Source organism: Actinoplanes sp. NPDC023801, from assembly GCF_040639655.1.
Classification (GTDB): Bacteria; Actinomycetota; Actinomycetes; order Mycobacteriales; family Micromonosporaceae; genus Actinoplanes.
Map to the genome: position 1 here is coordinate 26,252 of NZ_JBFAAI010000005.1, position 26,203 is coordinate 52,454.

22 protein-coding genes and 1 pseudogene are annotated in these 26,203 nt (G+C 71.6%); 13 read left to right on the forward strand and 10 right to left on the reverse strand.

The window, feature by feature from the left end:
• Positions 1-22: 22 nt before the first annotated feature.
• Complete coding sequence (locus AB0G04_RS12130; protein WP_360980842.1) at positions 23-1,450, forward strand: DUF6114 domain-containing protein; 1,428 nt, start codon at positions 23-25, stop codon at positions 1,448-1,450.
• Positions 1,451-1,478: 28 nt separating this feature from the next.
• Here the strand turns inward: AB0G04_RS12130 and AB0G04_RS12135 are convergent, their stop codons facing one another.
• The gene (locus AB0G04_RS12135) at positions 1,479-2,102 is read right to left on the reverse strand and encodes an FAD-dependent oxidoreductase (protein WP_360980845.1); all 624 of its coding nucleotides are present in this window, start codon (positions 2,100-2,102) and stop codon (positions 1,479-1,481) included.
• A 4-nt stretch (positions 2,103-2,106) separates the two neighbouring features.
• Complete coding sequence (locus AB0G04_RS12140) at positions 2,107-2,418, reverse strand: hypothetical protein (RefSeq protein ID WP_360980848.1); 312 nt, start codon at positions 2,416-2,418, stop codon at positions 2,107-2,109.
• A gap of 123 nt (positions 2,419-2,541) precedes the next feature.
• Here AB0G04_RS12140 and AB0G04_RS12145 point away from each other — a divergent pair.
• The 3 genes and pseudogenes from AB0G04_RS12145 to AB0G04_RS12155 form a co-directional block, all read left to right on the forward strand.
• Positions 2,542-2,790: pseudogene (locus AB0G04_RS12145) on the forward strand (helix-turn-helix transcriptional regulator); the annotation flags it as partial.
• Positions 2,791-2,830: 40 nt separating this feature from the next.
• On the forward strand, positions 2,831-3,127 hold the full coding sequence (locus AB0G04_RS12150) for a hypothetical protein (RefSeq protein WP_360980851.1): 297 nt from the start codon (positions 2,831-2,833) through the stop codon (positions 3,125-3,127).
• 64 nt (positions 3,128-3,191) lie between these two features.
• Positions 3,192-3,461 (forward strand): DUF2277 domain-containing protein, encoded by a 270-nt coding sequence (locus tag AB0G04_RS12155; RefSeq protein ID WP_360980854.1) that lies wholly within the window; start codon positions 3,192-3,194, stop codon positions 3,459-3,461.
• 7 nt (positions 3,462-3,468) lie between these two features.
• Here AB0G04_RS12155 and murJ read toward each other — a convergent pair whose 3' ends face one another.
• Entirely contained in the window at positions 3,469-5,031 is a 1,563-nt protein-coding gene (murJ, locus tag AB0G04_RS12160) for a murein biosynthesis integral membrane protein MurJ (protein ID WP_360981710.1), read from the reverse strand.
• A 190-nt stretch (positions 5,032-5,221) separates the two neighbouring features.
• On the opposite strand from murJ, the gene AB0G04_RS12165 reads away from it, so the two are divergent.
• Both AB0G04_RS12165 and AB0G04_RS12170 read left to right on the forward strand, forming a co-directional pair.
• Positions 5,222-7,177 (forward strand): translation factor GTPase family protein, encoded by a 1,956-nt coding sequence (locus AB0G04_RS12165; RefSeq protein ID WP_360980857.1) that lies wholly within the window; start codon positions 5,222-5,224, stop codon positions 7,175-7,177.
• Positions 7,178-7,257: 80 nt separating this feature from the next.
• Complete coding sequence (locus AB0G04_RS12170; protein WP_360980860.1) at positions 7,258-7,983, forward strand: DUF4190 domain-containing protein; 726 nt, start codon at positions 7,258-7,260, stop codon at positions 7,981-7,983.
• 100 nt (positions 7,984-8,083) lie between these two features.
• Here AB0G04_RS12170 and AB0G04_RS12175 read toward each other — a convergent pair whose 3' ends face one another.
• The 4 genes from AB0G04_RS12175 to AB0G04_RS12190 all read right to left on the reverse strand — a co-directional run bounded on the left by AB0G04_RS12175 (position 8,084) and on the right by AB0G04_RS12190 (position 14,804).
• The gene (locus tag AB0G04_RS12175) at positions 8,084-9,283 is read right to left on the reverse strand and encodes a cysteine desulfurase-like protein (protein ID WP_360980863.1); all 1,200 of its coding nucleotides are present in this window, start codon (positions 9,281-9,283) and stop codon (positions 8,084-8,086) included.
• Positions 9,284-9,295: 12 nt separating this feature from the next.
• The gene (locus AB0G04_RS12180) at positions 9,296-10,378 is read right to left on the reverse strand and encodes a LacI family DNA-binding transcriptional regulator (RefSeq protein WP_360980866.1); all 1,083 of its coding nucleotides are present in this window, start codon (positions 10,376-10,378) and stop codon (positions 9,296-9,298) included.
• Between the two features lie 13 nt (positions 10,379-10,391).
• Entirely contained in the window at positions 10,392-11,657 is a 1,266-nt protein-coding gene (locus tag AB0G04_RS12185) for a DUF1996 domain-containing protein (RefSeq protein ID WP_360980869.1), read from the reverse strand.
• Positions 11,658-11,843: 186 nt separating this feature from the next.
• Positions 11,844-14,804: a discoidin domain-containing protein gene (locus tag AB0G04_RS12190; RefSeq protein WP_360981712.1), complete on the reverse strand. Its 2,961-nt coding sequence runs from the start codon at positions 14,802-14,804 to the stop codon at positions 11,844-11,846.
• Positions 14,805-14,966: 162 nt separating this feature from the next.
• Between AB0G04_RS12190 and AB0G04_RS12195 the strand changes: the two genes are divergently transcribed.
• Entirely contained in the window at positions 14,967-15,464 is a 498-nt protein-coding gene (locus AB0G04_RS12195) for a DUF305 domain-containing protein (protein ID WP_360980872.1), read from the forward strand.
• Positions 15,465-15,486: 22 nt separating this feature from the next.
• Here AB0G04_RS12195 and AB0G04_RS12200 read toward each other — a convergent pair whose 3' ends face one another.
• Positions 15,487-16,878 carry a DUF1996 domain-containing protein gene (locus AB0G04_RS12200; protein WP_360980875.1) on the reverse strand — a complete coding sequence of 464 codons (1,392 nt, stop codon included), beginning with the start codon at positions 16,876-16,878 and terminating at the stop codon, positions 15,487-15,489.
• Positions 16,879-17,044: 166 nt separating this feature from the next.
• On the opposite strand from AB0G04_RS12200, the gene AB0G04_RS12205 reads away from it, so the two are divergent.
• From AB0G04_RS12205 to AB0G04_RS12220, 4 genes are all read left to right on the forward strand, one after another.
• A complete protein-coding gene (locus AB0G04_RS12205) occupies positions 17,045-18,076 on the forward strand; it encodes a LacI family DNA-binding transcriptional regulator (protein ID WP_360980878.1) in 1,032 nt (343 codons plus the stop codon).
• A gap of 379 nt (positions 18,077-18,455) precedes the next feature.
• Positions 18,456-18,944, forward strand: coding sequence for a hypothetical protein (locus AB0G04_RS12210; protein WP_360980881.1), 489 nt, complete (start codon positions 18,456-18,458; stop codon positions 18,942-18,944).
• 632 nt (positions 18,945-19,576) lie between these two features.
• Complete coding sequence (locus AB0G04_RS12215) at positions 19,577-21,049, forward strand: DUF1996 domain-containing protein (RefSeq protein ID WP_360980884.1); 1,473 nt, start codon at positions 19,577-19,579, stop codon at positions 21,047-21,049.
• Positions 21,050-21,148: 99 nt separating this feature from the next.
• A complete protein-coding gene (locus tag AB0G04_RS12220) occupies positions 21,149-21,346 on the forward strand; it encodes a hypothetical protein (protein ID WP_360980887.1) in 198 nt (65 codons plus the stop codon).
• Positions 21,347-21,399: 53 nt separating this feature from the next.
• On the opposite strand, the gene AB0G04_RS12225 is transcribed toward AB0G04_RS12220, so the two are convergent.
• Positions 21,400-21,702, reverse strand: coding sequence for an ArsR family transcriptional regulator (locus AB0G04_RS12225; RefSeq protein WP_360980890.1), 303 nt, complete (start codon positions 21,700-21,702; stop codon positions 21,400-21,402).
• Between the two features lie 111 nt (positions 21,703-21,813).
• Between AB0G04_RS12225 and AB0G04_RS12230 the strand changes: the two genes are divergently transcribed.
• On the forward strand, positions 21,814-22,875 hold the full coding sequence (locus tag AB0G04_RS12230) for an NADH:flavin oxidoreductase/NADH oxidase (RefSeq protein WP_360980893.1): 1,062 nt from the start codon (positions 21,814-21,816) through the stop codon (positions 22,873-22,875).
• Between the two features lie 38 nt (positions 22,876-22,913).
• Positions 22,914-23,789 carry a TIGR03620 family F420-dependent LLM class oxidoreductase gene (locus tag AB0G04_RS12235; RefSeq protein WP_360980896.1) on the forward strand — a complete coding sequence of 292 codons (876 nt, stop codon included), beginning with the start codon at positions 22,914-22,916 and terminating at the stop codon, positions 23,787-23,789.
• 9 nt (positions 23,790-23,798) lie between these two features.
• On the opposite strand, the gene AB0G04_RS12240 is transcribed toward AB0G04_RS12235, so the two are convergent.
• The gene (locus tag AB0G04_RS12240; protein ID WP_360980899.1) at positions 23,799-26,075 is read right to left on the reverse strand and encodes an EAL domain-containing protein; all 2,277 of its coding nucleotides are present in this window, start codon (positions 26,073-26,075) and stop codon (positions 23,799-23,801) included.
• Positions 26,076-26,203 lie beyond the last annotated feature (128 nt).

Consider the following 26,203-nt stretch of genomic DNA (forward strand, 5'->3'; position numbering starts at 1 on the left):
TCTCTCATCGTGGAGGGCCGGCGTGGCGACGGAGAACATCGGGGACAGGTTCCGGCGGTGGCGGCGGGTCCGGCCGTTCTGGGGCGGGCTCCTCCTGCTCCTGTCGGGGCTGGAGATGTTCGCCAGCGCGAACCTGGAACTCGACAACATCAAGATCCATATCGGGCCGCAGGGTTTCTACTCGTACCTGCTCCCCGTCATGATGATCGCCGCCGGGATCCTGACCTGGTTCTCCCCGGCGCAGCGGCTGTTCTACGGCGTGATCGGCATCATCACCGCGCTGTACTCGTTCATCGGCCTCAACCTGGGCGGCTGGATCGCCGGCATGCTGCTCGGGATCGTCGGCGGCGCGCTCGTCGTCGCCTGGGGCCCGTCCCGCCCGGCGAACCGCCCGGCGCCACCGGCGGTACCAGCGGATCCGGCGGTACCAGGGAATCCGGCCACTGAACGGCCCACCCAGGAGATCGAACCGGTCACCGACGCACCGGCCGGACCGCCGGACCGGCACCGTACGGCCCCGCGCAAGGCGCTGATCATCATCGCGCCGCTGCTGGTGGCCGCCACCTTGACCGTCGCCGGGAACCGGCCCGCCGAGGCTGCGCCATGCCCGGAGGGTCTGCCGTCCCGCAAGGTCCCGGCCTCCCCGAGCACGACCGTGGCCAAGCCGAAACCGAAGCCGACAACCGCCGGGCCCGGCGCCACGCCGTCCACCGGCGGCACGGCCTCGCCGGGTTCCTCGTCCACGCCGTCGCCGGCCCCGTCCGACGAGGGCACCGGCAACCCGATCCTGGACGGCATCAACGACTTCTGGGAGGGCGTCGGCGACTTCTTCACCCCCGGCGACAAGGAGTCGCCCTCGCCCTCGGCCACCCCCTCCGCGAGCGGAACCGCCACGCCGGCACCGACCGCCACCAGCACCGCGCCCGCCGGGAAGCCGTCCGCATCGGCATCGGCGTCCGCGTCCGCGGCGCCCAAGGTGGAGGAGATCCCCTGCCTGGGTGCCCGGCAGTTGGGCGTGCTCGCCGACGACAACGGCCTCCCGCGGGCCGGCGCCAAACCCGGCGTGGTCAAGGCCGCGTCGGTGACCATGTACAACCCGTCGTACGACGGGGTGGCCGAGGTGCCGACCGGCAACGGCCCGATCAGGTCGCTCAAGTTCACCATGGACAAGGTGGTGAACAAGCCGTTCGCCCTCACCATCGACGAACCCGGCAACGCCACCACGGTCATCGAGAGCGGAGAGCTGATCCTCGACGGCAACGTCGAGTTCTACAGCCCCACCTTCAAGGGCAAGCTGTTCGGCCTGATCCCGGTCACCTTCACCCCGGAGCAGCCGCCGCCGCTGACCCTCCCGGTGCTGTGGTTCACCGACGTGACCCTCGACCTGGCCTACGTACGCTCCGACGTGCTGACCGCCAAACCCCTCGACATCGCCGAGGAGAGCGCCTGACCCCCGCACTGGCAGGGGCGGGAACTCATCAGTTCGCCGCGGTGCCCGCGGGGACGCCGAGCAGGCCCCGGAAGTGGTCCAGCAGGAAGGTGCCCTTGAACCGGGAGGTCGCCTCGGCGTCGAAGAACCCGAACTCCGGGGACCAGCCGGCGCCGCCGTCCGGGCCGAGGCTCAGGATGATGCCGTCCGGGAACGGCTCGTAGGCGGTGAGCGGCCCACCCCCGATCAGGGCCCGGATGTTCGCGGCGGCCACCTCGCCCTGGCGTCCCGCGGCCCGGCCGGTCTTGAGCTCGGCAGTGCCGGTCACGTCACCGACCGCGAACACCCGCTCGTGGCCGCGTACCCGCAGGTACTCGTCGACCGGCAGCCGGCCGTCCGGCAGCCGGGCGGCTGCCAGCTCAGGCCCCAGGTGCGTGCTCGGCACCGTGCTGCCGTGGCAGGCGAACCACAGATCCGCGTCGATCTTCTCACCGGCCCCGGTGACCGCCGTGAACGCGCCCACCACACCGGCCGGGGTGTCCGGCGCGATGTCGAGTCCGGCGCCGAGCAGAACCCGCACACCCATGTCGTCGAGCTGCCGGGCCACCTCGGCCCGCAGCTGCTCCGTGAACCGGCCGCCGAGCAGCTCCGGTGCCGAGTCGACGACGGTCACCGGCTTACCGGGCCAGGCCGCCGCGATCTCCCCGGCGAAAGTCGGCGTCCAGCCGCTGACCGGAGGCCAGCCGGACGGATCCGGGCCGTACCTCGGCGGCGGCGTCACGCACCACCCGGCCACCCGGCAGCAACCCGTCGTACGGGATGAAGATCTTCCCCGCCCAGGCCGGGTCGGCCGCCGCCCGTAGCTGGGCGACCTGGTGCACGAACGTCTCCCGCGGTTCCACCAGGGTCACATCGCTGATGTCGTCGAGCGTCCGGGACACCACGATGCCTCCGTAACCGCCGCCCACCACCACTACTTTCGAGGTCATCTCGAGCCCCCTTTCGTCGGGTCGGCTCGACACTGCCGCGCCTGGCGCACCGCAGGGAGACCGTGCTCAGGGTGGTAGCCGCGGGGCCACCTTCCGGAGCCGGCGCGTTGTTAGGGTCGGCCGGTGAGCGACAACGAGCTGGGCAACTTCCTGCGCAGCCGGCGGGCGGAGGTGACACCGGCGCAGGTCGGGCTGCCACCGGGAATCCGGCGGCGGACACCGGGCCTGCGCCGCGCCGAGGTGGCGATGCTTGCCGGGGTCAGCGTGGAATACCTGATCCGCCTGGAGCAGGGCCGCGACCGGCGCCCCTCGCCGCAGGTCCTGGCCGCGCTGGCCGGCCCGCTGCGCCTGACCGCCGCCGAACGCGCCCACCGATCCGCGGGCCCGCGCCGCCCTCCCGGACTGGGCGCACGTGGCCGACGAGCAGGTGGCGGCGTTCAAGGACGGCCCGCCCCGGCCGGATTTCGCCGGCGAGCTGACCGCGCTGGCCGGTGCCGAGTTCACCGAGCGGGCCGCGCGGGTGCCGGGACTGCCGCGGGCACACGGTCTGCTGCGGATCGAACATCCCGAGGCCGGGGTGCTGCGCATGGCGTACGAGACGATGGTCCTGCCCGGTGATCAAGGGCTGCGGCTGCTGGTGCACCTGCCGGCCGATGAGACGACCGCCGAGGCGCTGCGCCGGATCTCGCCGCTGCGGCTGGCCGGGTAGCCACCGGCCGCTCCCGCCCTACTCTGGACGGGTCGTTCGATCACCGCACCGAGAGGATCCGACCGTGTGCCGGAGCATCCACCAGCTGCACAACTTCGAGCCCCCGGCCACGCCGGACGAGATCCACGCGGCCGCGCTGCAGTACGTCCGGAAGATCGCCGGGACGGCCCGCCCGTCGCAGGCCAACCAGGCCGCGTTCGACCAGGCCGTCGAGGCGGTCCGGGCGGCCACCGCCGAGCTGCTCGCGAGCCTGGTCACCAGCGCACCACCGCGGGACCGCGAGGTGGAGGCCGCCAAGGCCAAGGCGCGCGCCGAGAAGCGTTACGCCTCCTGAGCTGCGGTCACCAGGTGCGGACGCGAGGCAGTGCCATGTTCAGCAGGTGGCGCAGCTCCGCGAGGCGCAGGATCCGGCCGGCCACCAGGTAACCGGCCGCTCCGGCGAACACCGCCACGGCACCGGTGACCAGAGCTTCCACCCACGGCGAGGTGTCCATCGCCGGTCCCAGCCCACCGACGGCGAGGCCGGCGAAGACGGCTGCGGTGAGGGTGGCGGCGGCGACCCGCACGTGGGTACGCGCCAGCCGCCTGCCGTCGATGTAACGCAGGCGGCGGCGCAGCACCAGGACGGTCAGGTTCAGCCCGACGGTGTAGGCGGCGGCATAGGCCAGCGGGATGCCGATCACGATGTCGCCGGGCGGCAGCAGCCATCCGGCCATCGCGCATCCGGCCACCCCGACACCGGCGACAGCCGCCGACACCAGCGCCGCCGCGCGGGTGTCCTGCAGGGCGTACAGGCCCCGCTGCAGAATCGAGTAGCTGGTGAACGGCACCAGCGTCAGCCCGTACGCGGCCAATACCAGGCCCAGCACCCGTACGGTGTCCGCGCTGCTGTTGCCGTGGCTGAAGAGCACGGTCGCGATCTGCGGGCCGAGCAGGACGAACGCGGCCGCGATCGGGGCCATCACCACCAGGGCGGTACGGACCGCACGGGACAACCCGGTGACGACGCGCTGGTGTTCGCCGCGGGCCGCGTACTGGCTGAGGCGCGGCAGCATCGCGGTCATCACCGAGATGGCGATCACCGCGAACGGCACGTGGTAGATGGCGTTCGCGTACTGGAACGCGGTGATGCCACCCTGCCCGCTCCACGACGCTGCCCGGGTCGCCGCCGCGACGAGGATCTGTGTGGTGACGACCGACAGCAGCACCCAGAGGCCGAGCTTGCCGATGCGGCGGATCGCGATGCCGCGGGGGTCGAGGCGCAACCGGACCGGGAACCCGTTGCGGCGCAGTGACACCACCACGAGCAACATCTGGGCGAGTACGCCGGCCGTGGTGCCCAGCGACAGCAGCAGGAGATGGCCGGTGCCGAGGGTGGTCGTGGTGCTGCCGCCGACGGCCGCATAGGTCAGGCCCACCGCGATCACGATGACGCTGTTGCACAGCGGCGCCCAGGCCTGCGCGCCGAAGTGGCCCCGGCTGTTCAGGATCGCGGACGCGGTGGCGGCGATGCCGTAGAACAGGATCTGCGGCAGGAAGTACCGGCTGAACACGATGGCCAGGTGCCGCTGCTCGGGGGTGAACGCGGGAGCGTACAGGTCGATGAGCAGCGGCGCGGCCACGATCGCCAGCACCGTGACCACACCCAGGACGTAGACGATCAGCGACAGCAGCTTCTGGGCGTAGAGCGCCCCGCCGTCCGGCTCGTTCAGCGCCGCCCGGGTCAGCAGCGGGATCACGATGCTGGCCATGGTGCCGCCGACGACCAGCTCGTACACGGCGTTCGGCAGGGTGTTGGCGATGTTGTAGGTGTCCAGCAGCCGGGTGCCGAGCCCCAGCGCGGCGGCCAGCACCAGGATGCGCACGAACCCCGCCACCCGCGACGCCAGCGTGGCGACGGCCAGCATCCGCCCGGCCTGCCTGATCGAAGATCCCTCTGTCACGAGGACCTTCCTACCCGGCCGGTAAATCGGTGGCGGAGCCGCCTCACCCGTGTTCGGATGGTCGACGGCCCTGATGCCGACCACGAGGAGACAGCAATGCGAGCAGCTTCCACGCTCCGGACCCTTTTCCGTCCTACCGTGGAGTTCTGTTTTGGCATTGTTGAACCTCGGGATCGTCGCCCATGTTGACGCCGGCAAGACCAGCCTGACCGAGCGCCTGCTCTTCGAGGCGGGTGCGGTCGCCAGTCCCGGCAGCGTCGACGCCGGGACCACCCGCACCGACTCGATGGAGCTGGAACGCCGTCGCGGCATCACCATCCGCGCGGCCGTGACCTCGATCAGTCTCGGCGATCTCACCGTCAATCTTCTCGACACGCCCGGCCACCCCGACTTCATCGCGGAGGTCGAACGGTCGCTGGCCGTCCTCGACGCCGCCGTGCTGGTCGTCTCCAGCGTGGAGGGCGTCCAGCCGCAGACTGTCGCCATCTGGCGTGCGCTGCGCCGCATCGGTGTGCCCACGGTGTTCTTCCTGAACAAGGTGGACCGCCGCGGCGCCGACGTGGACCGCGTCCTCACCCAGGTACGACGACGGCTCACCCCGTACCCGGTCGTGCTGAGCACGGTCACCGGGCAGGGCCGGCGCGACGCCTCGGTGCGGGCCGCCGACCTCGGATCCGAGCCGGTCGTCGCGGCCGTGGCCGAGGTCGACGACCGGATCGCGGACCGCTGGCTGACCGATGGCCGGCTGCGGACCCGCGACGTGCGGCGCGCCATCCGGCGGGCGGTACGCCGCGGCGAGATCGCACCCCTCGTCCACGGGTCGGCGATCACCGGTGCGGGCGTGACACAGCTGCGGCACGTGCTGGCCGACCTGCTGCCCCGCTGCGACGGCGACGAGGGCCCACTCGCCGGCACGGTCTTCGCCGTCGACCGGGACGACCAGGGACGACGGGCCTGGCTGCGGTTGTGGTCGGGTCGTCTGCGCGTACGCGATCGGATCGCACTCGCCGGGACCGGGCCGCGGACCGTGACCCAGATCGCGGTGAGCGAGCCCGCCGGGGTCGTGGTGCGCCCGGCCGCGTCCGCCGGCCAGATCGCGGCCGTGCGCGGGCTGCCGGCCCGGATCGGTCAGCACGTCGGCGACCCGCCGCGACGCCACCTCTACCGGTTCCCGCCGCCGACCCGGCAGGCGCTCGTCGAGCCGCTCGACCCGGCACAGCGGCTCGCGCTCTTCGCCGGCCTCGCCGAACTCGCCGACGAGGACCCGCTCGTCGACCTGCGGCTCGACGAACAGCAGTCCGAAGCCGTGATCCGGTTGCACGGCGAGGTGCAGAAGGAGGTGATCGCGGCGCTGCTCGAGGAGCGGTACGGGGTGCGGGTGCGGTTCTCCGGCACGCTGACCGCCTGCATCGAACGGGTCGCCGGCAGCGGGACCGCCGAGGACCGGATCCGGGAGAACGGCAACCCGTACCTGGCCGGGATCGGTCTGCGCGTGGACGCCGCGCCGGCCGGGCACGGCATCGAGTTCCGGCCCGGCATCGAACCGGGGCGGCTGCCACCGGCGTTCATCGCGGCCACCGAGGAGGGGGTACGCGCGGCGCTGCGCCACGGACGGCACGGCTGGCCGGTCACCGACGGCACGGTCACCATGACGTCCTCGCAGTACTGGCCGCGGCAGAGCAGACCGCACCAGAAGTTCGACAAGTCGATCTCCAGTGTGGCCGCGGACTTCCGCCACCTGGCCCAGGTCGTGGTGACAGCGGCGCTGCGGCGGGCCGGCACCCGGGTGTGCCAGCCGATCGAACGTTTCGACGTGAACCTGCCGCACGAGGTGGCCGACGCGGTGACCGCGCTGCTGGGGCGGGCCGGGGCGGTCATCGACGACTCGTCCGGCGCCGGCGGGTACCTGGAGGTGAGCGGCACCCTGCCGTCGTCGCGGGTGCCGCACATCGTGTCGGCGCTGCCCGACCTGACCGGCGGCGAGGCCGTGCTGACCGCCCACTTCGACCACTACGCGCCGATCACCGGACCGGAGGTGCCGGAGCTGCCGCGGCGCGGCGCCGACCCGGCCGACCGGGAGGAGTGGTTCCGTGCCGTACCGCGGTGACGCCGATCTTGCCAATGTCGATGCGATTTCGAGATCGACCGGGACAGCAGGCGTGCGGGCCGGGCAACTAGCGTGCCATCGTGCACAACCAGGTTCCCCCAGATCCCGTTCCACCGGCGCCGGGATTCCCGCCGCCGGCATACACCCCGCCACCGCCGCCGTTCTCCGGCGCGCCACAGTCCTACCCGCCGCCGTACGGCCCGCCGGGCTGGCAACCGCCACCCCGGGAGGCCGGCACCAACGGCCTCGCGATCGCCTCGCTCCTGTGTGGCGTGCTCGGCGTCTGCGCGCCCCTCGGCCTCGGTTTCGGCATCGTCGCGCTGAAACAGATCAAGCGGCGGCCGCAGCGGGGCCGCGGGCTCGCCATCGCCGGCATCGCCCTGTCCGGCCTGACCCTGCTGTTCGCGGTCGCGGTCCTGGCCGCCGCGATCTTCAGCGACTCGAGCGGTCCCCGGACCGGATCGGTCGAGACGTACCGCCTGGAAGCGGGTCAGTGCATCCGTGCCCTGGGTAGCGGCTCGGAGGTCAGCACCCTGCCGGTGGTCGACTGCGCCCGGCCGCACGAGGCCGAGGTCTACCACGTGTTCATGATGCCGGCCGGGCCGTACCCGGGCGAGGGGGCGATCCTGGACGAGAGCGAACAGCGGTGCGCCGCGGCGCTGAAGCCGTACCTGACCCCGGGGAACGAGGATCTCGAACTCTCCTACCTCTATCCGCAGAGGCTCAACTGGGAGCGGCAGGACCGGGGCGTCACCTGCCTCGCCATCGACCCGAAGGGGACACGCACCACCTCGATCATGAAGTGACGCGCGGTGTGGGGCCGCTCCCGTCCAGCGGCCCCACACCCGGTCCGAACACCCGCAAACCCCCCGGCCGGCCGTTGGCCGGTGGGATCGGGCCGTACCGTCAGCGCAGGTAGTCGGCGAGACCGGTGAGCAGCCGGTCGATCTCCTCGACGGTGTTGTACGGCGCCAGGCCGACCCGCAACGCCGCGTCCAGCTTCAACGCGACGAACGGCTCGTAGGCGTAGAAGGACCCGGCGGGCGCCAGAACGTCCCGGCCGGCGAGATACCTCTGCGCCTCGCGGACGTCCCGCCCGGCGAAATCCATCAACAACGTGGGCGTACGGTCGGACGCGCGCGAATACAGCGTGACGACGTCACCCAGCCCCCGCAGCCCGGCCTCGGCGCGCTCCCGCAACACCGTCTCGTGCTCGTGCAGCGAAGCGAACGCCCGCGCGAGCCGCTCCCGCCGGCCGCCGCCCGCACCCGGGTCGACGGCGGCCAGGAAGTCGACGGCCGCGGTGGCCCCGGCCAGCATCTCGTAGGGCAGCGTGCCGAACTCGAACCGTTCCGGTACCGCGTCGGACGACGGGACCAGCTTGTCCGGGCGGATCGTCTCGAGCAGTTCCGGTGCGGCGGCGAGGACACCGCAGTGCGGGCCGAGGAACTTGTACGGCGAGCACACGAACAGGTCCGCGCCGAGCGCCGGCACGTCCACCAGCCGGTGCGCGGCGTAGTGCACGCCGTCCACCCACAGCAGCGCGCCCGCCTCGTGGGCGAGGTCGGCGATCCGGCGTACCGGCGGCACGGTGCCGAGCACGTTGGACGCGGCCGTGACCGCGACGAGCCGGGTCCGGCGGGACAGCGCGCGTTCGTACGACTCCAGGTCGATCTCGCCGGTGGCGGTGTCGAAATCGATCCAGCGGACCGTGACGCCGGCCCGCGCGGCCGCCTGGATCCAGGGCCGCACGTTGCTGTCGTGGTCGAGCCGGCTCACCACGACCTCGTCACCGGGCTGCCAGGTGGCGGCCAGGTGCCGGGAGAAGTCGTAGGTGAGCTGGGTGGCGCTGCGCCCGTGCACGATCCCGCCGGCGGGCACCCCGAGCAGGTCGGCGTAGGCGGACCGGAACTCGGCGACGGCCCGTTCGGCGTTGAGTTCGGACGAACTGACCGCGCCCCGGTTGGACAGCGGCCCGGTCATCGTCGCGACGATCGCGTCGGCGACCGGCCGCGGGGTCTGGGTGCCACCGGGCCCGTCGAAGAAGGCGAGACCGGAGTCGAGAGAGGGGAACTGGGCGCGCAGGGCGGTCACGTCGAAGGTCACACCATCACCGTTTCAGGCCGAGTCCCGGATCACCAGGGTGGGCTGGAAGATCACCGACCGGGGCGAGCGGCCCGGGGCGTCGATGTGCGCGATCAGGAGCTGGGCCATCTCGGCGGCCATCTCCTCGACCGGCTGCCGGACCGTGGTGAGCAGGGGCCGGCACTCCAGGGCGGCGCTGCTGTCGTCGAAGCCGACGACCGCCACGTCGCCGGGTACCCGCCGCCCCCGATCCTGGATCGCCCGCAGCGCGCCCTCGGCCATCAGGTCGCTGGCCACGAACAGCCCGTCGATGTCGGGGTGAGCGTCGAGCAGCCGGTGGGCGGCCGCCTCGCCGCCGGCCCGGGTGAAGTCGCCGGCCTCCGCGGGCACGGTGGCCGGAACACCGGCCCGGGCCGGATCGCCGGCCTCGGCGGGCACCGATCCGGCAACGGCGGCCCGGAAGCCGTCGAGCCGCTCGGCGGCGGCCGGGATGTCCAGTGGGCCGTTGATCGTGGCGAGCCGCCGGCAGCCGCGGGCCAGCAGGTGCGCGGCGGCCAGCCGCGCGCCGGCCCGCTGTTCGACGTCGACGTAGCTGAGCGGCAGCGGCGTGGCCGGGCGGGACGACAGCACCGCCGGGATACCGAGTGCGTGCACCTGGCCGGGCAGCGGGTCACACTCGTCACTGCTGATCAGCAGCACCCCGTCGACGTGCCCCTGGCGCAGGTAGCGGACCACCTGGTGGTGGTCGGACGCGTCGGTCGGGACGACCACCAGGTGTACGTCGTGCGGGCGCAGGGCCGCGGTGGCGCCCGCGGTGACCCGGCCGAAGTACGGGTCGGTGAAGATCCGGTTGAGGAAGGAGTGGTCGTCGGGACGGTCCGGTTCGCTGATCACCAGCGCCACCGAGTTCGACCGGCGGGTGACCAGGCTGCGGGCCGCGACGTTCGGCACGTATCCGGTCTGCGTGATCGCCCGCTGGACCGCGTCACGGATGCCGGGCGCCACCGACGCCGCATTGTTGATCACCCGCGACACCGTTGCCCGGGAGACGCCGGCCGCGGCCGCCACCTGATCCATCGTGGGGTGGTGACCGCCGCGGCCGGGCCTCGTACTCATGGGCCCAGTTCTATCAGGGACGCCCGTCGGTCCCGCACTTGATGATCGGGCGGATGCAGTCGTTCACCCGGCGGGCCATCTCCTCGACCGGCCAGGCGTTGAAGAAGTCGCCGTGCATCGTGTAGCCGCCGCCGGACGCGAGCCGCAGCCGGGCCGGGTCACCGCTGACCGGGTAGCGCATGACCTGCCGCAGCTTGGGCACCACGACCGGGTGGCTGGCCGGGCAGGCGTTGTTCACCGGGTACGCCATGTGGCTCTTGTGGTCGGCGGAGTCCAGGTTGCGGCCGTCCCAGCAGTGCGGGAAGTCGAGGTACGACTCGAGCATGGTGCCGGACGGGCAGTTGACGAAGTCGGACGAGGATCCGACGTGCCCGGCGTGCAGGCAGGACCAGCGGCTGATGGTGTTGTCCGCCGGGCCGGCCGCCTTCGCGTTGCCGGCCACGATGCGCAGGCCGAGCGGCAGCGGCTGGGTCTGGGCGATCAGGTCGTCGCGGACGCCCTCACCGAGGTAGTAGAAGATGCCGGTGACCGGTTCGACCGGCACGTTGTCCCGGTACAGGGTGGGGATCCAGTACGACGACTTGTCGACCGACGGGTTGCAGTTGCTGTTCGCGTTGAGCAGCGAGTCGACGGTCGAGAAGGCGTTGACACCGGCCGCGCCGAAGAAGCTGTGCATGTGCGAGGCGCCCGGCAGGCCCGGGAAGATGATCGGGTCGTCCGGCAGCCGGTGGCTGAACGGGCAGTCGGCGAGAAACTCGGACACCCGGACGGCGCCCGGCGGGATGGTCGGTGTGGTGCCGCCGCCCCCGCTGCCGTACACCTGGAACTCCTTCAGCGAGACGCCCCACTGGGTGGCCCGCGCGGTGGTCTCCAGGCGTACGTACCGGCCGCTGCCGGTGACGTTCAGCGCCTGCCGGCCGCCGGTGCCGTTGGTGGTGCTGTGGACCGTGGTCCAGCTGGAGCCGTTGGCCGAGGTCCGCACCGAGAAGGAGCGGGCGTACGCGGCCTCCCAGTCCAGCACGACCGAGGTGATCGTGGCGCTGGCACCCAGGTCGATCTGCAGCCATTGCGGGTCGCTGAACGCGCTGGACCAGCGGGTGCCGGCGTTGCCGTCGACAGCGTTGGAAGCTGGGAAGGCGGCAGACTCGGTGGAGGAGGCGGTGGCGGTCCGGCCCTGCGACAGCAGGGTGTCGGCGGCGCTGGCCTGTCCACCGGAGGCGATCACGTAGGTGGCCAGGAGCACGGCGAGAGCGGGGACGGATAACAGGCGACGTCTCATGGCGGGGGACTCCTAGAGGGGAACGACGCTGTGAAAGCGCTCTATTGACCGTCACTGTGAACTGGCACGTAATGGACTGTCAATGCTCGGGAAACATGGATGAAGCGCTTTCACGGCACCCGCCGGACGCATCGACCCAGCTCAGTGGGCTTCACCTCCGGCGGAGCGCCGTGAAGTTCCGGAACCTCAGGCCCGGTAGACGCCGAACTCCCAGAGCGAGTAGCCCCACGCCGTCGCGCGGCTCGTGGCGTTCACCCGGACGTACCGGCCGGAGCCCGCGACGGTCAGGTCGTCGAACCCGCCGTCACCGGCCGTCACCGTGTGGACGGTTCGCCAGTTGGTGCCGTCGTCGGAGGCCTGCACGGTGTAGCCCTTCGCGTAGGCGGCCTCCCAGGCGAGGCGGATCCGGTTGAACGACTGCACCGAGCCGAGGTCCACGCGCAGCCATGCGGTGTCGACCCATTCGCTGGCCCAGCGGGTGCCGTAGTCGCCGTCGAACGCGTACGACGGCAGCTGCGGCCCGTTCGTGCCGGTCGGCTGGTGACTGGACGCGGTGGCCGGCTTGCCGCGCGACAGGTCGGTGCCCGGCGCGGGCGGCGGGACGACCTTGAACGAGCGCTGCTCGATGCCGACGTTGCCGTGCCCGTCGTACGCGTAGACGTACACCTTCCAGACGCCGAGTGCCTCGGGTGCCCGTACGGTGAAATCGCCGTTGCCGTGGTGGGTGAAGTCGAGGTGACGCAGCCCCCGGTTGGCCGTGATGTGCTTGTCACTGGCCATGATGTGGTACCGGATCAGGTCGCCTTGCGGGTCGGTCGCGGTGGTGCTGACCGTGAACGTGCCGCCGGCCGGGACCGACGTCTGGTTGCCGACCGTCATGGCGGTGATCTCCGGCGGGGTGTTGGCCGCGACCTGGCCGGTGTATGCCTCCCGCATCGCGTGGTAACCGAGGCGCCGCCATCCGCCGGTCGTGGTGTTCAGCCACACGCCACCGAAGTCGTTCTCCAGTCCGTAGTGGAACTCGGTCGCGCCCAGCGCCACGCCCGGGTGCCCCTTGATCGCGTTCCAGCTGTACGTGTACCCGGCCTTCTTCTGCAGGTCGGTGGGCTCGGCCGGCACCCCGTTGACGTCATCGGGCACCTCCCACTCCCCCGCCGGGCCACCCTCGGTGAGGATGTACGGCTTCGTGTAGCCGCCGGCGATCCAGTCCCGCTTCACGGTGTCGATCGCACCGTAGGAGTTGACCGCCAGCAGGTCGAGTGCCGGGGCGTGCGGCCGGTAGTAGGTCCAGGCGTGGGTGTACGCGTCGGTCGAGGTGACCGGGTGGTTCGGGTCGGCCGCGTGGATGGCCTCGGTGACCTCGTTGACGAACTTGGCGTACGCCACCCGCCGCGCCTCGACCACGTCGGCGGCCAGCCCGTAGTTCTGCATCTCGAGGATGACCTCGTTGCCGACGTCCCAGAGCAGCACCCCGGAGCGGCCCTTGAGCTCGTTGACCTTGGCGACGATCTCGGCCTTCACCGCGGTCTTGTAGGCGGTGTCGTTCACGTAGTCGGTGCCGTGGTTGAGCCACAGCCCGACGATCACCTTGATGCCGTGCCGGGACGCGGTGTCCAGCAGTGCCGGGGTGGCGGCGTCCGGTCCCCAGATGCGGATCGTGTTGACGCCCATGTTCCTCAGGTCGCGCATGTAGCCGTCGGCGGCGCCCTGCGACGGGCCGTACGTCATGCCCTTGACCTGCCACGGTGTGCCGTTGACGGTCAGCTGCCAGTTGCCCTGCGTGCCGGTGACCTTGACGACGCTCGGGCCGGCCGGGATCGGCGGGTCGGTCATCGCCGGGGCGGTCGTGCCGGTCGCCTTCGACACCGTCACCGAGTCGACGCTCAGGGTGCCGCCCGAGGTGGTCGCGGCCGTGGGGGTGGTGACTCCGGCGATCGCGTTCGGCAGCGAGCCGCCGACGGCCAGGTCGAGGCGCAGGTAGAAGCCGTGGTGCACGGCGGCCTCCCAGGCCGCGACGCCGACCTGCGACTGCCGTACCACCCAGGTCTGCCGGCCGTCGAGGTAGAAGCGGATCTCCTCGTCGGTCTTCGTCCGGTCGATGATCTGGGTGTACTCGTGGTAGCCGCTCTTGCAGCCGGCGCAGGTGGCCAGGCCCGAGGAGCGGCCGTCGTACTCGTTGCAGACACCGCCGGGCGCGGTCCCGCAGTGCAGCGTCTGCGACATCTCCGCACGACCGTTGACGCTGGTCATGATGTCGGTCTCGCCGACGCCGGGCCAGTTGGTGAAGTTGCCGCGGTAGGCGGCGCCGGTCGCCCGGAACCCCGGCCAGTAGCCGAGGCCGTTCGCCACGTCCGGCTGCCTGAGCACGGCGGTGAACCTGAGCTGCTCCCCCCGTTGCGGCGTGAAGTCGCTGCGCTGGGTCTCGATGCGGCCCGAGGTCCAGTTGCCCGCGCCGTCGCGGATCGCCCGGATGTCGAGCTTGCCCGCACCGTCGAGCGCCACGTTGGCGGTGGCGTTGCTGGCGGTCTCGACCGAGCCGGTGCCCCAGTTCGCGGCGCCGCCCGGGTACTGCGTGCCGGTTCTGAGCAGCCAGTTCGAGGCGCTCGGGCTGGTTCCCGCCGGACCGTCGAAGGTGTCGGTCCAGACGGTGGTGAAGGTGTCCGGCTGGGCCGGTCCGCTGCCGCCGAACACCTGGAACTCCCACAGGGAGTACCCGTAGCCGGTGCCGCGCTGGGTCCCGTTCAGCCGCACGTAGCGGCCGGTGCCGGAGACGTGGTGCGTCTCGGTGCCGCCGGTGCCGCCGGTCACCGACTTCACGGTGGTCCAGGCGTTGCCGTCGGCCGAGGTCTGGATGTCGTACGCCTTGCCGAAGGCGCCCTCCCACGAAAGGACCACCTGGCTGATCGTCACCGGCGAGCCCAGGTCCACCTGAATCCACTGGGGGTCGGTGAACGCGCTCGACCAGCGGGTGGCGGGGTTGCCGTCGAACGCGTTGGCCGGGCTGTAGCCGGGCCCGGACACCTCCTGCGACGAGGCGGTGGCCGGCTTGCCCTGCGACAGCGGCGGGCCGGCGGCTCCGGCCGCGGCCGGGGGCAGGCCGAGAGTGGTGGCGACGAGCGCGACGAGTAGGAGCAGCCGTCTGTACATGATCACACCAATGCTCCGAATACGGATGGGATAGCGCTCTCCAAGCGTGGCGATTGTTTCCTGCAGGTTGCCGGACGTCAATACAAAACGTTGACACGGCCGGTTCCGGAATCGGAGACTGCGCGAGTGTCCCGGTTACTTCTTGTGTGTTTTCTCGCGGCGGTGCTCGCCGGATGTGCCGCCACCGCACCGGCCGTCCCGCCGAGTCCCGCGCCCTCGATCCCCGCGTCGGCGGCCGCGTTCGGCGGCACCGACCGCTCCTGGATCGAGATCAACCTCGCGATGAACGAGGAACTGCTGCCCCTGCTCGCCCTGGTCCAGCCCTCCTCCGCCCTGCATGGGGTTTCTGTGCAGGTCAGAGCGTTCACCGAGGCGGAACTGACCGAGCTGCGGCAGTTGCACACCGAGGCCGGCCTGCCCGCCGGGAACCCGCACAAGGGCATGCCCATGCCCGGCATGGTGATGCCCTCACACGTCTCCGCGGCCGCCGCGCTGCGTGGGAAGGAGTTCGACGCGAAGCTGCGTGAGCATCTGCGCGCCCACCTCGAGCAGGGCCGGATGCTTGCCGAGAGCGAGCGGACCGCCGGACTCGAACCGCGTACGGTCGCACTCGCCGCACGCATTTCCCAGACCCGGCAGGCCACTCTTTCCGAACTCTGAATATCTCAGTTAAAAACTGTTATCAGGGCAGCTGATAGTTCTCGTTGAGTGCGGCACCGCGCTCCGGCTTGTACTGGTCGAAACCACGCGGGTTGCACTGCAGGCCGCCGTTGATGCAGTGCCGCACCAGCGCGGCGAGGATCGGCGGCTCCCAGACGTTGTAGACGTCGTAGTGGAACGAGAACCCACGGCCGCTGGAGAACCGCACGTTCGCCAGGTTGCCGCTGACCGGCCAGGCCATCTTGAACTCGATCATCGGGACGGCGACCGGGTGCGAGACCGGGCAGACCCCGTTGACCGGGTACGCCATGTGGCTCTTGTGGTCCGGCGAGTCCAGGTGGATGCCGTTCCAGCAGCTCGGCGCCTGGTAACGGACGTTCAGCTGGGTGCCGGCCGGGCAGTTCGCCGGGATGTCCCAGTTGAAGGCGCTGTTGCCGCACTCGTAACCCTCGACCGCGCCGGGGGCGTTACGGAACTCCTCCTGTGTGGCCGTCGGGCTGCCGACCACGTAACGCAGGCCCGGCGGGAACGGCCGCACGCTGCGGTAGTCGATCACGCCGCTCTTGTAGTAGATGACCTGCGGTCCCTCCGGCTGGACCGCCTGGTCGCCGTTGAGCAGCGTCGGCATCCAGTAGCCGGTCCTGTCCCCGGGCGTCACGCAGGAGGTGCCACCGGCCTGCAATGACGCGAGGGTGGAGTGGGCGTTCGTGGTCCGGTTGCCCATGAACGTGTGCGAGTGCGACGCGCCCGGCAGGTTCGGGAACACGATCGGGTCGTCGTTCAGGTTGGACCTGCTCACCGAGCAGTTGGCCTGGAACTCCCGATGCGTGACCGGAGGGTTCGTCGCCGGCGGGATCGCGGTGGACGGGACCACGCCGGTGACGGGCGGGCTGGCGTGGACGTACCCGGGGCCGTCGGTGGGCGGCGGGGTGACCGTCGAGGTGCCGTAGACCTTGAACTCGTACAGCGAGTAACCGTAGGTGGTGCCCCGCTGGGTGCCGTACATCCGCACGTAACGGCCGCTGCCGCTGACACTGAGCGTCTGGCTTCCACCGGTGGCGGTGGTGGTGCTGTAGACCGAGGTCCAGTTGTTGCCGTCGGGTGAGGTCTGGATCTGGAACGCCTTCGCGTACGCGGTCTCCCACTGCAGCACGACCTGGCTGATCGTGGCGGTGGCGCCGAGGTCGACGCGCAGCCACTGCGGGTCGGCCCACTGGCTGCCCCAGCGGGTGTCGGCGCGGCCGTCGAAAGCCGCGACGGCCGGGGACTCGCCGTTCTCCAGGGACGACGCGAGAGCCGGTTTCCCCTGGGAGAGCAGGGTGTCGGCGGCATGGGCCGATTGGTTACCCGCTGCCACGAGCAGTGCCGCAGTCAGCAGAGCGGCGCTCACGGGCGCCAGGATGCGTTTTCGCACGATGATCTCCAAGATGCGCGAGGACGGGGGGAACACGCTTGGAGAGCGTTTTCCCATCGTGTGCCCCGCTACTACGTACGTCAATGCCCCACGGTTCCGGAACCCGACCGGAAGGCCGTTGGACAGGGTCCTCGGAAATCGCTCTCCGCGTGCTATAACTGCGGGCATGCAGAGCCAGCGGCTGCCCACACTCGAAGACGTGGCCCGGATCGCGGGCGTCTCCCGCGCCACCGTTTCCCGCGTCATCAACGGCATCCGCAACGTCGACCCGCAACTGCACGAGCAGGTCTGGACCGCCGTCGACCAGACCGGTTACGTGCCCAACCGGGTCGCCCGCTCACTGGTCACCCGCCGCAGCGGCACGGTGGCCCTGGTCGTCTCCGACTCCGAGACCCACGACGACGACCCGTTCATGAGCCGGTTCTTCTCGGACCCCTACTTCGGCCGGGTCGTCGGCGGGCTGATGAGCGTGCTGCGGCCCGCCGGGGTGCAACTGGCCCTGCAGATGGTCGGCGCCGACGGGCACCGCCGGCTCGTCGGTGATCTGCGCAACGGGCAGGCCGACGGCGCCGTGGTGCTCTCCCTGCCGGCTCGCGACCCCCTGCCCGCGCTGCTGGCCGGGGAGCGGATCCCGGCCGTGCTGATCGGCCGCCCCGCCGAACCGGTGCCGATCAGCTACGTCGACCTGGACAACGAGGCCGGCGCGGCGCTGGCCGCCGAACGGCTCGCCGCCCGCGGCTGCCGGCAGCCCGGCGTCATCTCCGGCCCCGCCGACGTCCCGGCCAGCGTCGACCGGATCTCCGGCTTCCGGCGGGCGATGGCCCGGCACGGGCATGCCTGGGTCCCGGTGGAAACCGGCAACTTCACCCAGGAGAGCGGGGAGCGGGCGATGCGGGCCCTGCTCGCCGCCCATCCCGGCCTGGACGCCGTGTTCGCGGCCAACGACCTGATGGCACTCGGCGCCCTGCTGGTGCTGCGCGATGCCGGGCGCCGCGTCCCGGAGGACGTGGCCGTGGTCGGCTTCGACGACAGCAGCGCGGCCCTCGCCGCCCGTCCCGCGCTCACCACGGTGCGGCACCCGCTCGAGGACATGGCCGCCGAGGCGGCGCGCCTGCTGCTGGCCCGGGTCGACGACCCGGAGGCCCGGGTCGCCTCGGTCATCTACGAACCCGAACTGGTCCCGCGCTGCACGGCCTGACCCCACCCGCACACCCCCGCCGCCTCCAGTCATCCGCGGCCACGCGCTACCTCCCGTCATTCGCGGCTGCGCGCCACCGCCGTCTCCCGGGCTCCGAGACAGCGGTAGAAGCCAGCCCGTTTTTGCGGCTGCGCGCTACCGGTGTCTCGAGGGCTCCGAGGCAGCGGTGGTGCACAGCCGGTCTTCGGGGTGGCGGCGGGCCGCTTGCCCTGCACGTCTGCGCGGGCCGGCCGCTGACCGGCGCCGTCGGGCCCGGCCTTGACCGGGTCTTGCCGAGCCGCGCTCGCACATCCGTCCCATCCGGCACATCGGCAGACCCCCGTCACCGGTCGCCGGGAGAGCAGGGGATGCGGCCTCCGGCCCGCCTAGCCTGAGGGGCATGTCGTACGTCGCCGCCCGTGACGGTCGCAAGAACCGCAGCGCCGCAAGCCGGGCCCCCGCTGTCCCCGACCGGATCGACGACCTGCACGGAAACAGCCTCGGGAAACTCGAGATACCCCATCACATGGCGTGCGGTCACTCCAGTCGCCGCCAGTACAACCTGGAGGACCCGGTCCAGCTGCGGCACGCCTACGAACAGGTGCTCTGCGAGGCCGCCGGATGCGGCGAGGTGGAGGACCTGATCAATCCGATGATGCTCCGCCGGGTGTGGCGGGACCTGCACCTGCCGTCGCGGGTCCGGGAGGCCTGGGAGACCCGGCATCCGAGCCTGCGCCGCACCGTCAACCGCACCAAACCCGGCTCCGGTGGTTCCATCGAGGACGCCGCTCCCCGTGACAGCAACACCCGCCCGGCCGCGCGAGGATTCGCCAGGCGCGGCCGAGTCCAGATCGTCAAGACCGGAGCCAGGATCCCGGCCAACTTCTGACGCATTGACAGAGACGCAACGTCAAAGGCGGCCAGGACCGATCCGGTATCGCTGATCGCCACTGGGACCGACCCTGCCAGCGACGGCCACGCCGCCCGGAACGGGACCGCACCAGATCCGCCCGGCCGATCCTGTCCTCGGTAGAGGTCACGCCGTACGTGCCGGAGAACTACCTGGGCTTCTCTGGCACGTACGCCGACCCGGTCGCCTGCCGGTGGCGGCCGGGCCCATCCGTACCCGCACCCGGCCTGATCTCGTGGTCGGACCGGACGACGTGTCGCGCAACCGTCTCCGAGAACACGAGAACCACGATTCCTCCTCGGTGGGGCAGCGGTGTGCGACAGCCGGGCTTGGCGCACCGTACGCGCGCGAGCGGCTCTTCTATTCCAGATCGCTCGAATCCGGACGCCATCACAACTTCTGAAAGTGACCTGCCGCACTCCGTACGGACTTAATAAGAACTTAAGGATGCGATCGCCAAAAACTGTTATCGAATGACCGCGACACGGCTACCAGCAACGCTCTGAGCTGGGCTTATGAATTCTTCCTTGACATATTGAAACGTCCTCAACAGTAGGCACATAATTGCTGCCGCACCCTTTCCCCGCCATTTGTTGAGGATCGATATGGGCATGGAATCCCGGCACGTCGCACCGGCGGACCCGCGTCGGCGCCGCCGCACCACACGGCTGGTCCTGGGCACCGCCGTCGTCGCGACGCTCGGCGCGAGCGGTGTCTACATCGCCACCGCCGGCGCCGTCGAGGTCGCGCCCCCGGGCACCCTGCAGGCCGAGGCGTACGCGGCACAGTCCGGCGCCGGCAAGGAGAACACCTCCGACACCGGCGGCGGCGAGAACGTCGGCTGGCTGGCGAACGGTGACTGGCTCGAGTACCGCGGCGTCACGATCGGCTCCTCGACGCTGACCGCCCGGATCGCCGGGCAGAACGCCGCCGGCGGCTCGATCGAGGCGCGCCTCGGCAGCCGGACCGGCACGCTGCTCGCGACCTTCCCGGTCACGCCGACCGGCGGCTGGCAGAAGTGGAGGACCGTCACCGCGACGGCCGCTCAGGTGCCGTCCGGGCCGCAGACGCTGGTCCTGGTCATGAAGAGCACCTCCCGCTCGGACTTCGTCAACGTCAACTGGCTGAACGTGGGGGTCGCCGGCACCCCGACGAAGCCGGCGCCCACTGCTCCGACGGCCACCACCCCGGCCGCCACGGCACCGGCCACCGCCACACCGTCGAATCCGTCGGCGACGCCCGGCGGCTGGGTCCCGGTCGACGAGGCGGCCTGGAAGCAGACGCTCGCCCTGCACGAGGCGGTCCAGCCCAAGGCGGTGCCGGCCGGGATCGTACGGGTGCCCGAGTTCCACACCAACTGCACGGTCGCCAACGAGGCCCCGGACGACCCGATCGTCTTCCCGAAGCTGGCCGGCGCCTCGCACCTGCACACCTTCTTCGGACCGAAGGTGACCGCGGACAGCACGCCCGAGCAGCTGCGCACACAGCCGACGACGTGTGACGCCGCCGGGGACAACAGCGCCTACTGGGCGCCGACGCTGCTGCTGAACGGCAAGCCGGTGAAGATGAAGGACTTCCGGGCCTACTACGGCGCGAAGATCAAGGACCCGGCCACGGTCGTACCGTTCCCGCCCGGCCTGGTCATGGTGCAGGGCGACGCCAAGCGGCAGGTCGCCACGCCGAAGGGTGCGAGCGGGCAGTTCTGGTGCGCGGGCAGCGCCGAGATCGGCCGCAGCGCCGACGGCAACTGGCCCCGGTGCGCGGCCGGCGGCAACCTGATCTACCAGCTGACCTACCAGGACTGCTGGGACGGCAAGCACATCGACTCGCCCGACCACAAGTCGCACATGGGACCGTCGGTCAACGGCGTGTGCTCCGGCAAGTACCCGGTGGCGATCCCGAACATCTCGATGATGCTCGGCTACGACTCGCTCGGCGGTGACGGCCTGACCCTGTCGTCCGGCATGGCGTCGTCGATCCACGGCGACTTCATGAACGCCTGGGACCCGGCCAAGCTGGCCGCGCTCGTCAAGGTCTGCATCAACGCCAACGCCAAGTGCGGCACCACGCCGTCCTTCGGCTGATCCGCTTTCCCCGTCTGGACCGAGGCCGAGCTGCCGGAGCTGCGGGCCCTGCACGCCCTGGCCGGGCTGCCCGCCGCGAACCCGCACGCAGGCATGCCGATGCCGGGCGTGGTGACGGCGGCCGAGCTGGACACGATGACGAAACTCTCCGGGCCGGACTTCGACGCCGCCGCCACCGGCAAGCTCGACGAGGTGGTAGCGCAGTCGATCGTCCTGGCCCGCGGTGAGCAGGAGAACGGCACCGACCCGCGGACCCGCGCCCTGGCCGCGGAGATCCTGGCCGTACGCTCCGCCTGAATCCCGGCCGGCCCTCATCGTCGCTGCGAAGACGTGGGGGCCGGCCGGCCTTGTCAGGTGGCGGCGAGGATCGCGGTGAGCAGGCCGGGGAAGCGGGCCTCGAGGTCGGTGTCGCGCAGGGTGTTGAGGATCGCGGTGCCCTGGTAGCGCTGTTCGATGACGCCGGCCTCGCGCAGGACGCGGAAATGGTGTGTCGAGGTGGACTTGCCGACCGGCAGCGCGAAAGCGATGCAGGCCTGGTCGGCGTGCCCGTCGGCGAGCTGGCGGACGATCGTGCGGCGAATCGGGTCGGCGAGGGCGGACAGCACCGCGTCGAGCTGCAGGTCCTCCGTGCGCGGATGCTCCAGTGTCCGCATGCTCACTCTCCTGTCGCGCCGGGCTTCTTGAAGTACGACATGCATCGTACTAACGTCATAGCTTGTACGAAGAACTTCGTACTACGATGCCTGACGAACCAAGGAGCACGCGTGTCCGTCCTGTTCGAGCCGATCGAGTTGCGTGGCCTGCGGATTCCGAACCGGGTGTGGATGTCGCCGATGTGCACCTACTCGGCCGACCCCGGACGGGCCGGGATTCCCACCGACTTCCACCTCGGGCACTACGCGGCCCGTGCCGCCGGTGGTGCCGGGCTGGTGATGACCGAGGCCACGGCGGTCCGGGCCGACGGCCGGATCACGCCGTGGTGCCTGGGCCTGTGGTCCGACGAGCACATCCCAGCGTTCCGCCGCATCGCCGAGGCGATCACCGCCGGTGGCGCGGTCCCGGCGATCCAGCTGGCGCACGCGGGCCGCAAAGCCGCGGTCGAGCGCCCGTGGCACGGCGGCGGACCGGTGACCGAGGATCTCGGCTGGCCGACCGTCGGACCGAGCGCCACACCGTTCCCCGGCTACCGGGAGCCGTCCGCACTCAGCCGCGACGAGATCACCGAACTGGCCGGCTCCTTCGCGGCCGCCGCCCGGCGCGCACTGGCGGCCGGTTTCCGGGTCGTCGAGATCCACGGCGCGCACGGCTACCTCATCAACTCGTTCCTGTCCCCGGTGTCGAACCTTCGCGACGACGAGTACGGCGGCAGCCTGGGGAACCGGGCCCGCCTGGTCCTCGAGGTGATCGACGCGGTCCGCTCGGTGTGGCCCGGCGATCTGCCGGTCTTCCTGCGGATCTCGACGACCGACTGGCTCGAGCACGGCTGGGGTCCCGACGACTCCGTCCAGCTGGCCCGCCTCGTCCACGACCACGGCGTCGACCTGATCGACGCGTCCTCCGGCGGCGTCGAACCGGCCGAGGTCCCGGCCGGCCGGGACTACCAGACCGCCCTGGCCGCCCGGCTGCGCGCTGAGTCCAAGGTCGCGGTCGGCGCGGTGGGGCGGATCACCGAACCGCAGTGGGCCGAGGAACTGGTCGCGACCGGTCAGGCCGACGCCACCTTCATCGGCCGTGCCCTGCTGCGCGACCCGTCCTGGGCCAACCACGCGGCCGCGGCTCTCGGCGCGGCGCCGCGATTCCTGGAACAGTACGACTACGCGCTGTGAGAATCGGTGCGGCGCTCGGAGAATCGGAGGAACCGGCTATGCGGGACATCGGGCGGTACGGGTTGTGGGCACCCTGGCGCATCTGGCCCAGGGACGCGGGAGAGATCGCCGAGGCGGCCCGCGAGGTCGAGCACCTCGGGTTCACGGCGTTCTGGCTGGGCGGCAGCCCGCTCGACGATCTGGCGTCCGCCGAGGCGATCCTCGCGGCCACCGACCGGCTCGTGGTCGGCACCAGCATCGTCGACATCTGGACCAGTGACGGCGACCGGCTGGCCGCCTCGCACGCCCGGATCCGCGACCGCTTCCCGGGCCGCTTCTACCTGGGTGTCGGCTCGGGGCACGCACCGACCGCCGAGTCCCGCGGCCAGGCCTACACCCGCCCGCTGAGCCGGCTGCGGGACCTGCTCGCCGGCCCGCTGGCCACGGTGCCGAAGGACGAGCGGATGATCGCTGCGCTCGGGCCGAAGACCCTGGCGACGGCCGGTGAACTGACCGCCGGCGCACTGCCGTACCTGATGCCGCCGGCGCACACCGCGGAGGCACGCGCCATCCTCGGGTCCGGGCCGCTGCTCGTACCGGAGCAGAAGGTCTTCCTGGGTGACGACGCCGCGGCGGCCCGCGAGGCCGGCCGGCGCGCACTCAAGCTGTATCTGGCGCTGCCGAACTACACCCGGCAGCTGGCGCGGTACGGCATGGACGAGGCGGACCTGACCGGCGACGGCAGCGACCGGTTCATCGACTCGGCGGTGGTCTGGGGCGACGACGCCCGGGTCCGCGCCGGGATCGACGCCCACCTCGAGGCCGGGGCCGACCACGTGGCGATCCAGGTGCTGACCCTGGAGGGCGCACCCGCCGCACTGCCGCGCGAGCAGTGGCGGCGGCTCGCCGGCCTGCTCGAACTCGGGAAGGCCTGAGGCTCCGGTCTACGCGGCGACGCGCTGACCGTCGTGCGCGGGGCGGTACAGGTTGATCGCGTCGGCAGGCATCGGGCGGCCGAAGAGGTAGCCCTGCGCGTAGCGGTACCCGAGCCGGTGCAGTTCGGCGGCCTGATCGGCGGTTTCCACACCCTCGGCCACCGCGCGCAGGCGCATGCCGTCGGCGATGGTGAGCAGCGCGGCCACGATGACCGCCTGCTCGCCGCCCTCGGTCACGTCGTCGACGAACGACTTGTCGACCTTGAGGATGTCGGCGGGGCAGGTACGCAGCAACCCCAGCGAGGAGTGGCCGGTGCCGAAGTCGTCGAGCGCGATCTTCACGCCCAGCGCGGCGATCGCCTTCAGCTCGTCGAGTGCCGTACCACCGTCGAACACCGCCGTCTCGGTCACCTCCACGGTGAGCACGTGCGGCGCCAGTCCGGTACGCCGGAGCACCTCCTCCACCTCACCGGCGAACCCGGCCTCGCGCAGCTGACGGGCCGACACGTTGACGGTGACCGTCCGCGGCGCGGCGTCACCCATCTCCTCCTGCCAGCGCACCGCCTGCCGGCAGGCCTCCTCCAGGATCCAGGCGCCCAGCGGCACGATCAGGCCGGTCCGCTCGGCTGCCGGGATGAACGCGCCGGGCCCGACCGGGCCGCGGTCCGGGTGCGTCCAGCGGACCAGTGCCTCCACCCCGAACAGCTCACCGCCGGGCAGGGCCACGATCGGCTGGTACATCAGGTGCAGCTGGTCGGTGTCGAGCGCGCTGCGCAGGTCGGCGGCCACCCGCGACTGCTCGGCGGTGCGCTGGTCCATCCGGTTCTGGTAGACGACGTGCCGGCCCTTGCCCTGGCCCTTCGCCTCGTACATCGCCACGTCGGCCCGGCGCAGCAGCTCGTCGGCGGTGTCACCGGCCTGCGCCGGAGCCAGCCCGATGCTCGCCTCGACGACCAGTTCGTGCCCACCGGCGTACAGCGGGCGGCGCAGGTCGGCGGCGATCGCGGTGATCGCCGCCGTGTGGTCACCGCGCAGCAGCAGCGCGTACTCGTCACCGCCGAGCCGGGCCACGACGCACCCGGCCGGCAGTCGCTCCGACACCCGCTCGCCGACGGCCGCGAGCAGCGCGTCCCCGACCGGGTGCCCGAGGTCGTCGTTGATCTCCTTGAAGTTGTCCAGGTCGATCAGCGCGACCGTGACATCCGACGGGTCGTCGGCCAGCGCCGCGGTGATCTCGCCGACGATCACCGTGCGGTTCGCCAGGCCGGTCAGACCGTCGTGACCGGCCCGGTAGGACAGCTCCCGCTGACGCGCGTCGAGGTCGTCCAGCAGCCGCGCGTTGTCACGCAGTGCGAGCACCTGCCGGGTCGCGACGAGCAGCGTGACCACGACCGAACCGGTGGCGACCCCCATCAGGCCCGCGCCGTTCGACGCGCCGGCCAGCAGCAGCGCGCCGGTGGCCAGAACCGCCGTGTACGGCATGACGCTCGGCCGCCGGGACAGCGGCCGGGGATCCGGGCGCCCGGCCCGGAAGGCCCGCAGCTGACGGTCCGCGGCCAGGCAGACGAGCAGGCTGGTGGTGGGGAGCAGCACATGGCCGGTGTTGAGGTACGGCCGCTCGGCGAGCAGCGGTGCCATCGCCCCGCCGATCGCGCCGACGGCGCCGGTCAGCGCGAGGATGTACAGCGCGCGGCGGTCGATCGGCCCGGTTCCGGTGAACGACACCTTGACGAAGGCGAGCATGCCGATCCCCGCGGCGGCCCCCAGTACCACCACCGAGGCGGTGCCGGCCGCGCTGCCGTTGGTCCAGCTCTCCCAGCGGGGCAGGACCAGGTGCCAGCTGAACGTCAGCACCATCACCACCATGGTGGCGACGTCCAGCCCGAACCGGGTCCACTCCATCCGGGTCCGCTGGGCGCCGGGGATCCGCAGCAGGCCGAGCAGCATCAGCAGCAGGCCGCCGACGTAGAGCACCGCGCTGACCGCACCGATCTGCTGACCGCTCTGCTCGCCGCTGTAGAAATCCCGGGCCGCCGAGGCCGACGCCAGGCCCATCCCGACCATGCCGGCCGAGACGTACCGCCAGAAGGTGTGCCCGTCGGCCCCGGCCCGCCAGGAGATCACGACCGCGATCGGGACGGCGAACAGCAGCAGCGCCCACCCGGCCATCGGCGGTGTCGGCCGGGCCAGGCCGACCAGGAACCACAGCCAGGCGACCACGTCGACGGCGATGGCCGCGGTGAGCGTGCGCGTGAGCCGCCACCGTGGGATGGTTGCCTCCTCCACGATCACCCCATCGGCCGCACCGGCGTGTCGATGAGAAGTCGTGGCGGAAAGAGAACCCGGAGCAGCATCGCGAGGCGGCCGGGGACCGCGGGGCTCCGGGTGCGGGCGCACCACGTCGACACCGGCGG

Bases quoted from the DNA above. Each gene is read 5' to 3' on its own strand.
- AB0G04_RS12205 (WP_360980878.1), top strand. From the start codon at position 17,045: ATGCAGAGCCAGCGGCTGCCCACACTCGAAGACGTGGCCCGGATCGCG.
- AB0G04_RS12215 (WP_360980884.1), top strand. From the start codon at position 19,577: ATGGAATCCCGGCACGTCGCACCGGCGGACCCGCGTCGGCGCCGCCGC.
- AB0G04_RS12140 (WP_360980848.1), bottom strand. From the start codon at position 2,418: ATGACCTCGAAAGTAGTGGTGGTGGGCGGCGGTTACGGAGGCATCGTG.
- AB0G04_RS12185 (WP_360980869.1), bottom strand. From the start codon at position 11,657: ATGAGACGTCGCCTGTTATCCGTCCCCGCTCTCGCCGTGCTCCTGGCC.
- AB0G04_RS12235 (WP_360980896.1), top strand. From the start codon at position 22,914: ATGCGGGACATCGGGCGGTACGGGTTGTGGGCACCCTGGCGCATCTGG.
- AB0G04_RS12190 (WP_360981712.1), bottom strand. From the start codon at position 14,804: ATGTACAGACGGCTGCTCCTACTCGTCGCGCTCGTCGCCACCACTCTC.
- AB0G04_RS12210 (WP_360980881.1), top strand. From the start codon at position 18,456: ATGTCGTACGTCGCCGCCCGTGACGGTCGCAAGAACCGCAGCGCCGCA.
- AB0G04_RS12220 (WP_360980887.1), top strand. From the start codon at position 21,149: ATGCCGGGCGTGGTGACGGCGGCCGAGCTGGACACGATGACGAAACTC.
- AB0G04_RS12225 (WP_360980890.1), bottom strand. From the start codon at position 21,702: ATGCGGACACTGGAGCATCCGCGCACGGAGGACCTGCAGCTCGACGCG.
- AB0G04_RS12180 (WP_360980866.1), bottom strand. From the start codon at position 10,378: ATGAGTACGAGGCCCGGCCGCGGCGGTCACCACCCCACGATGGATCAG.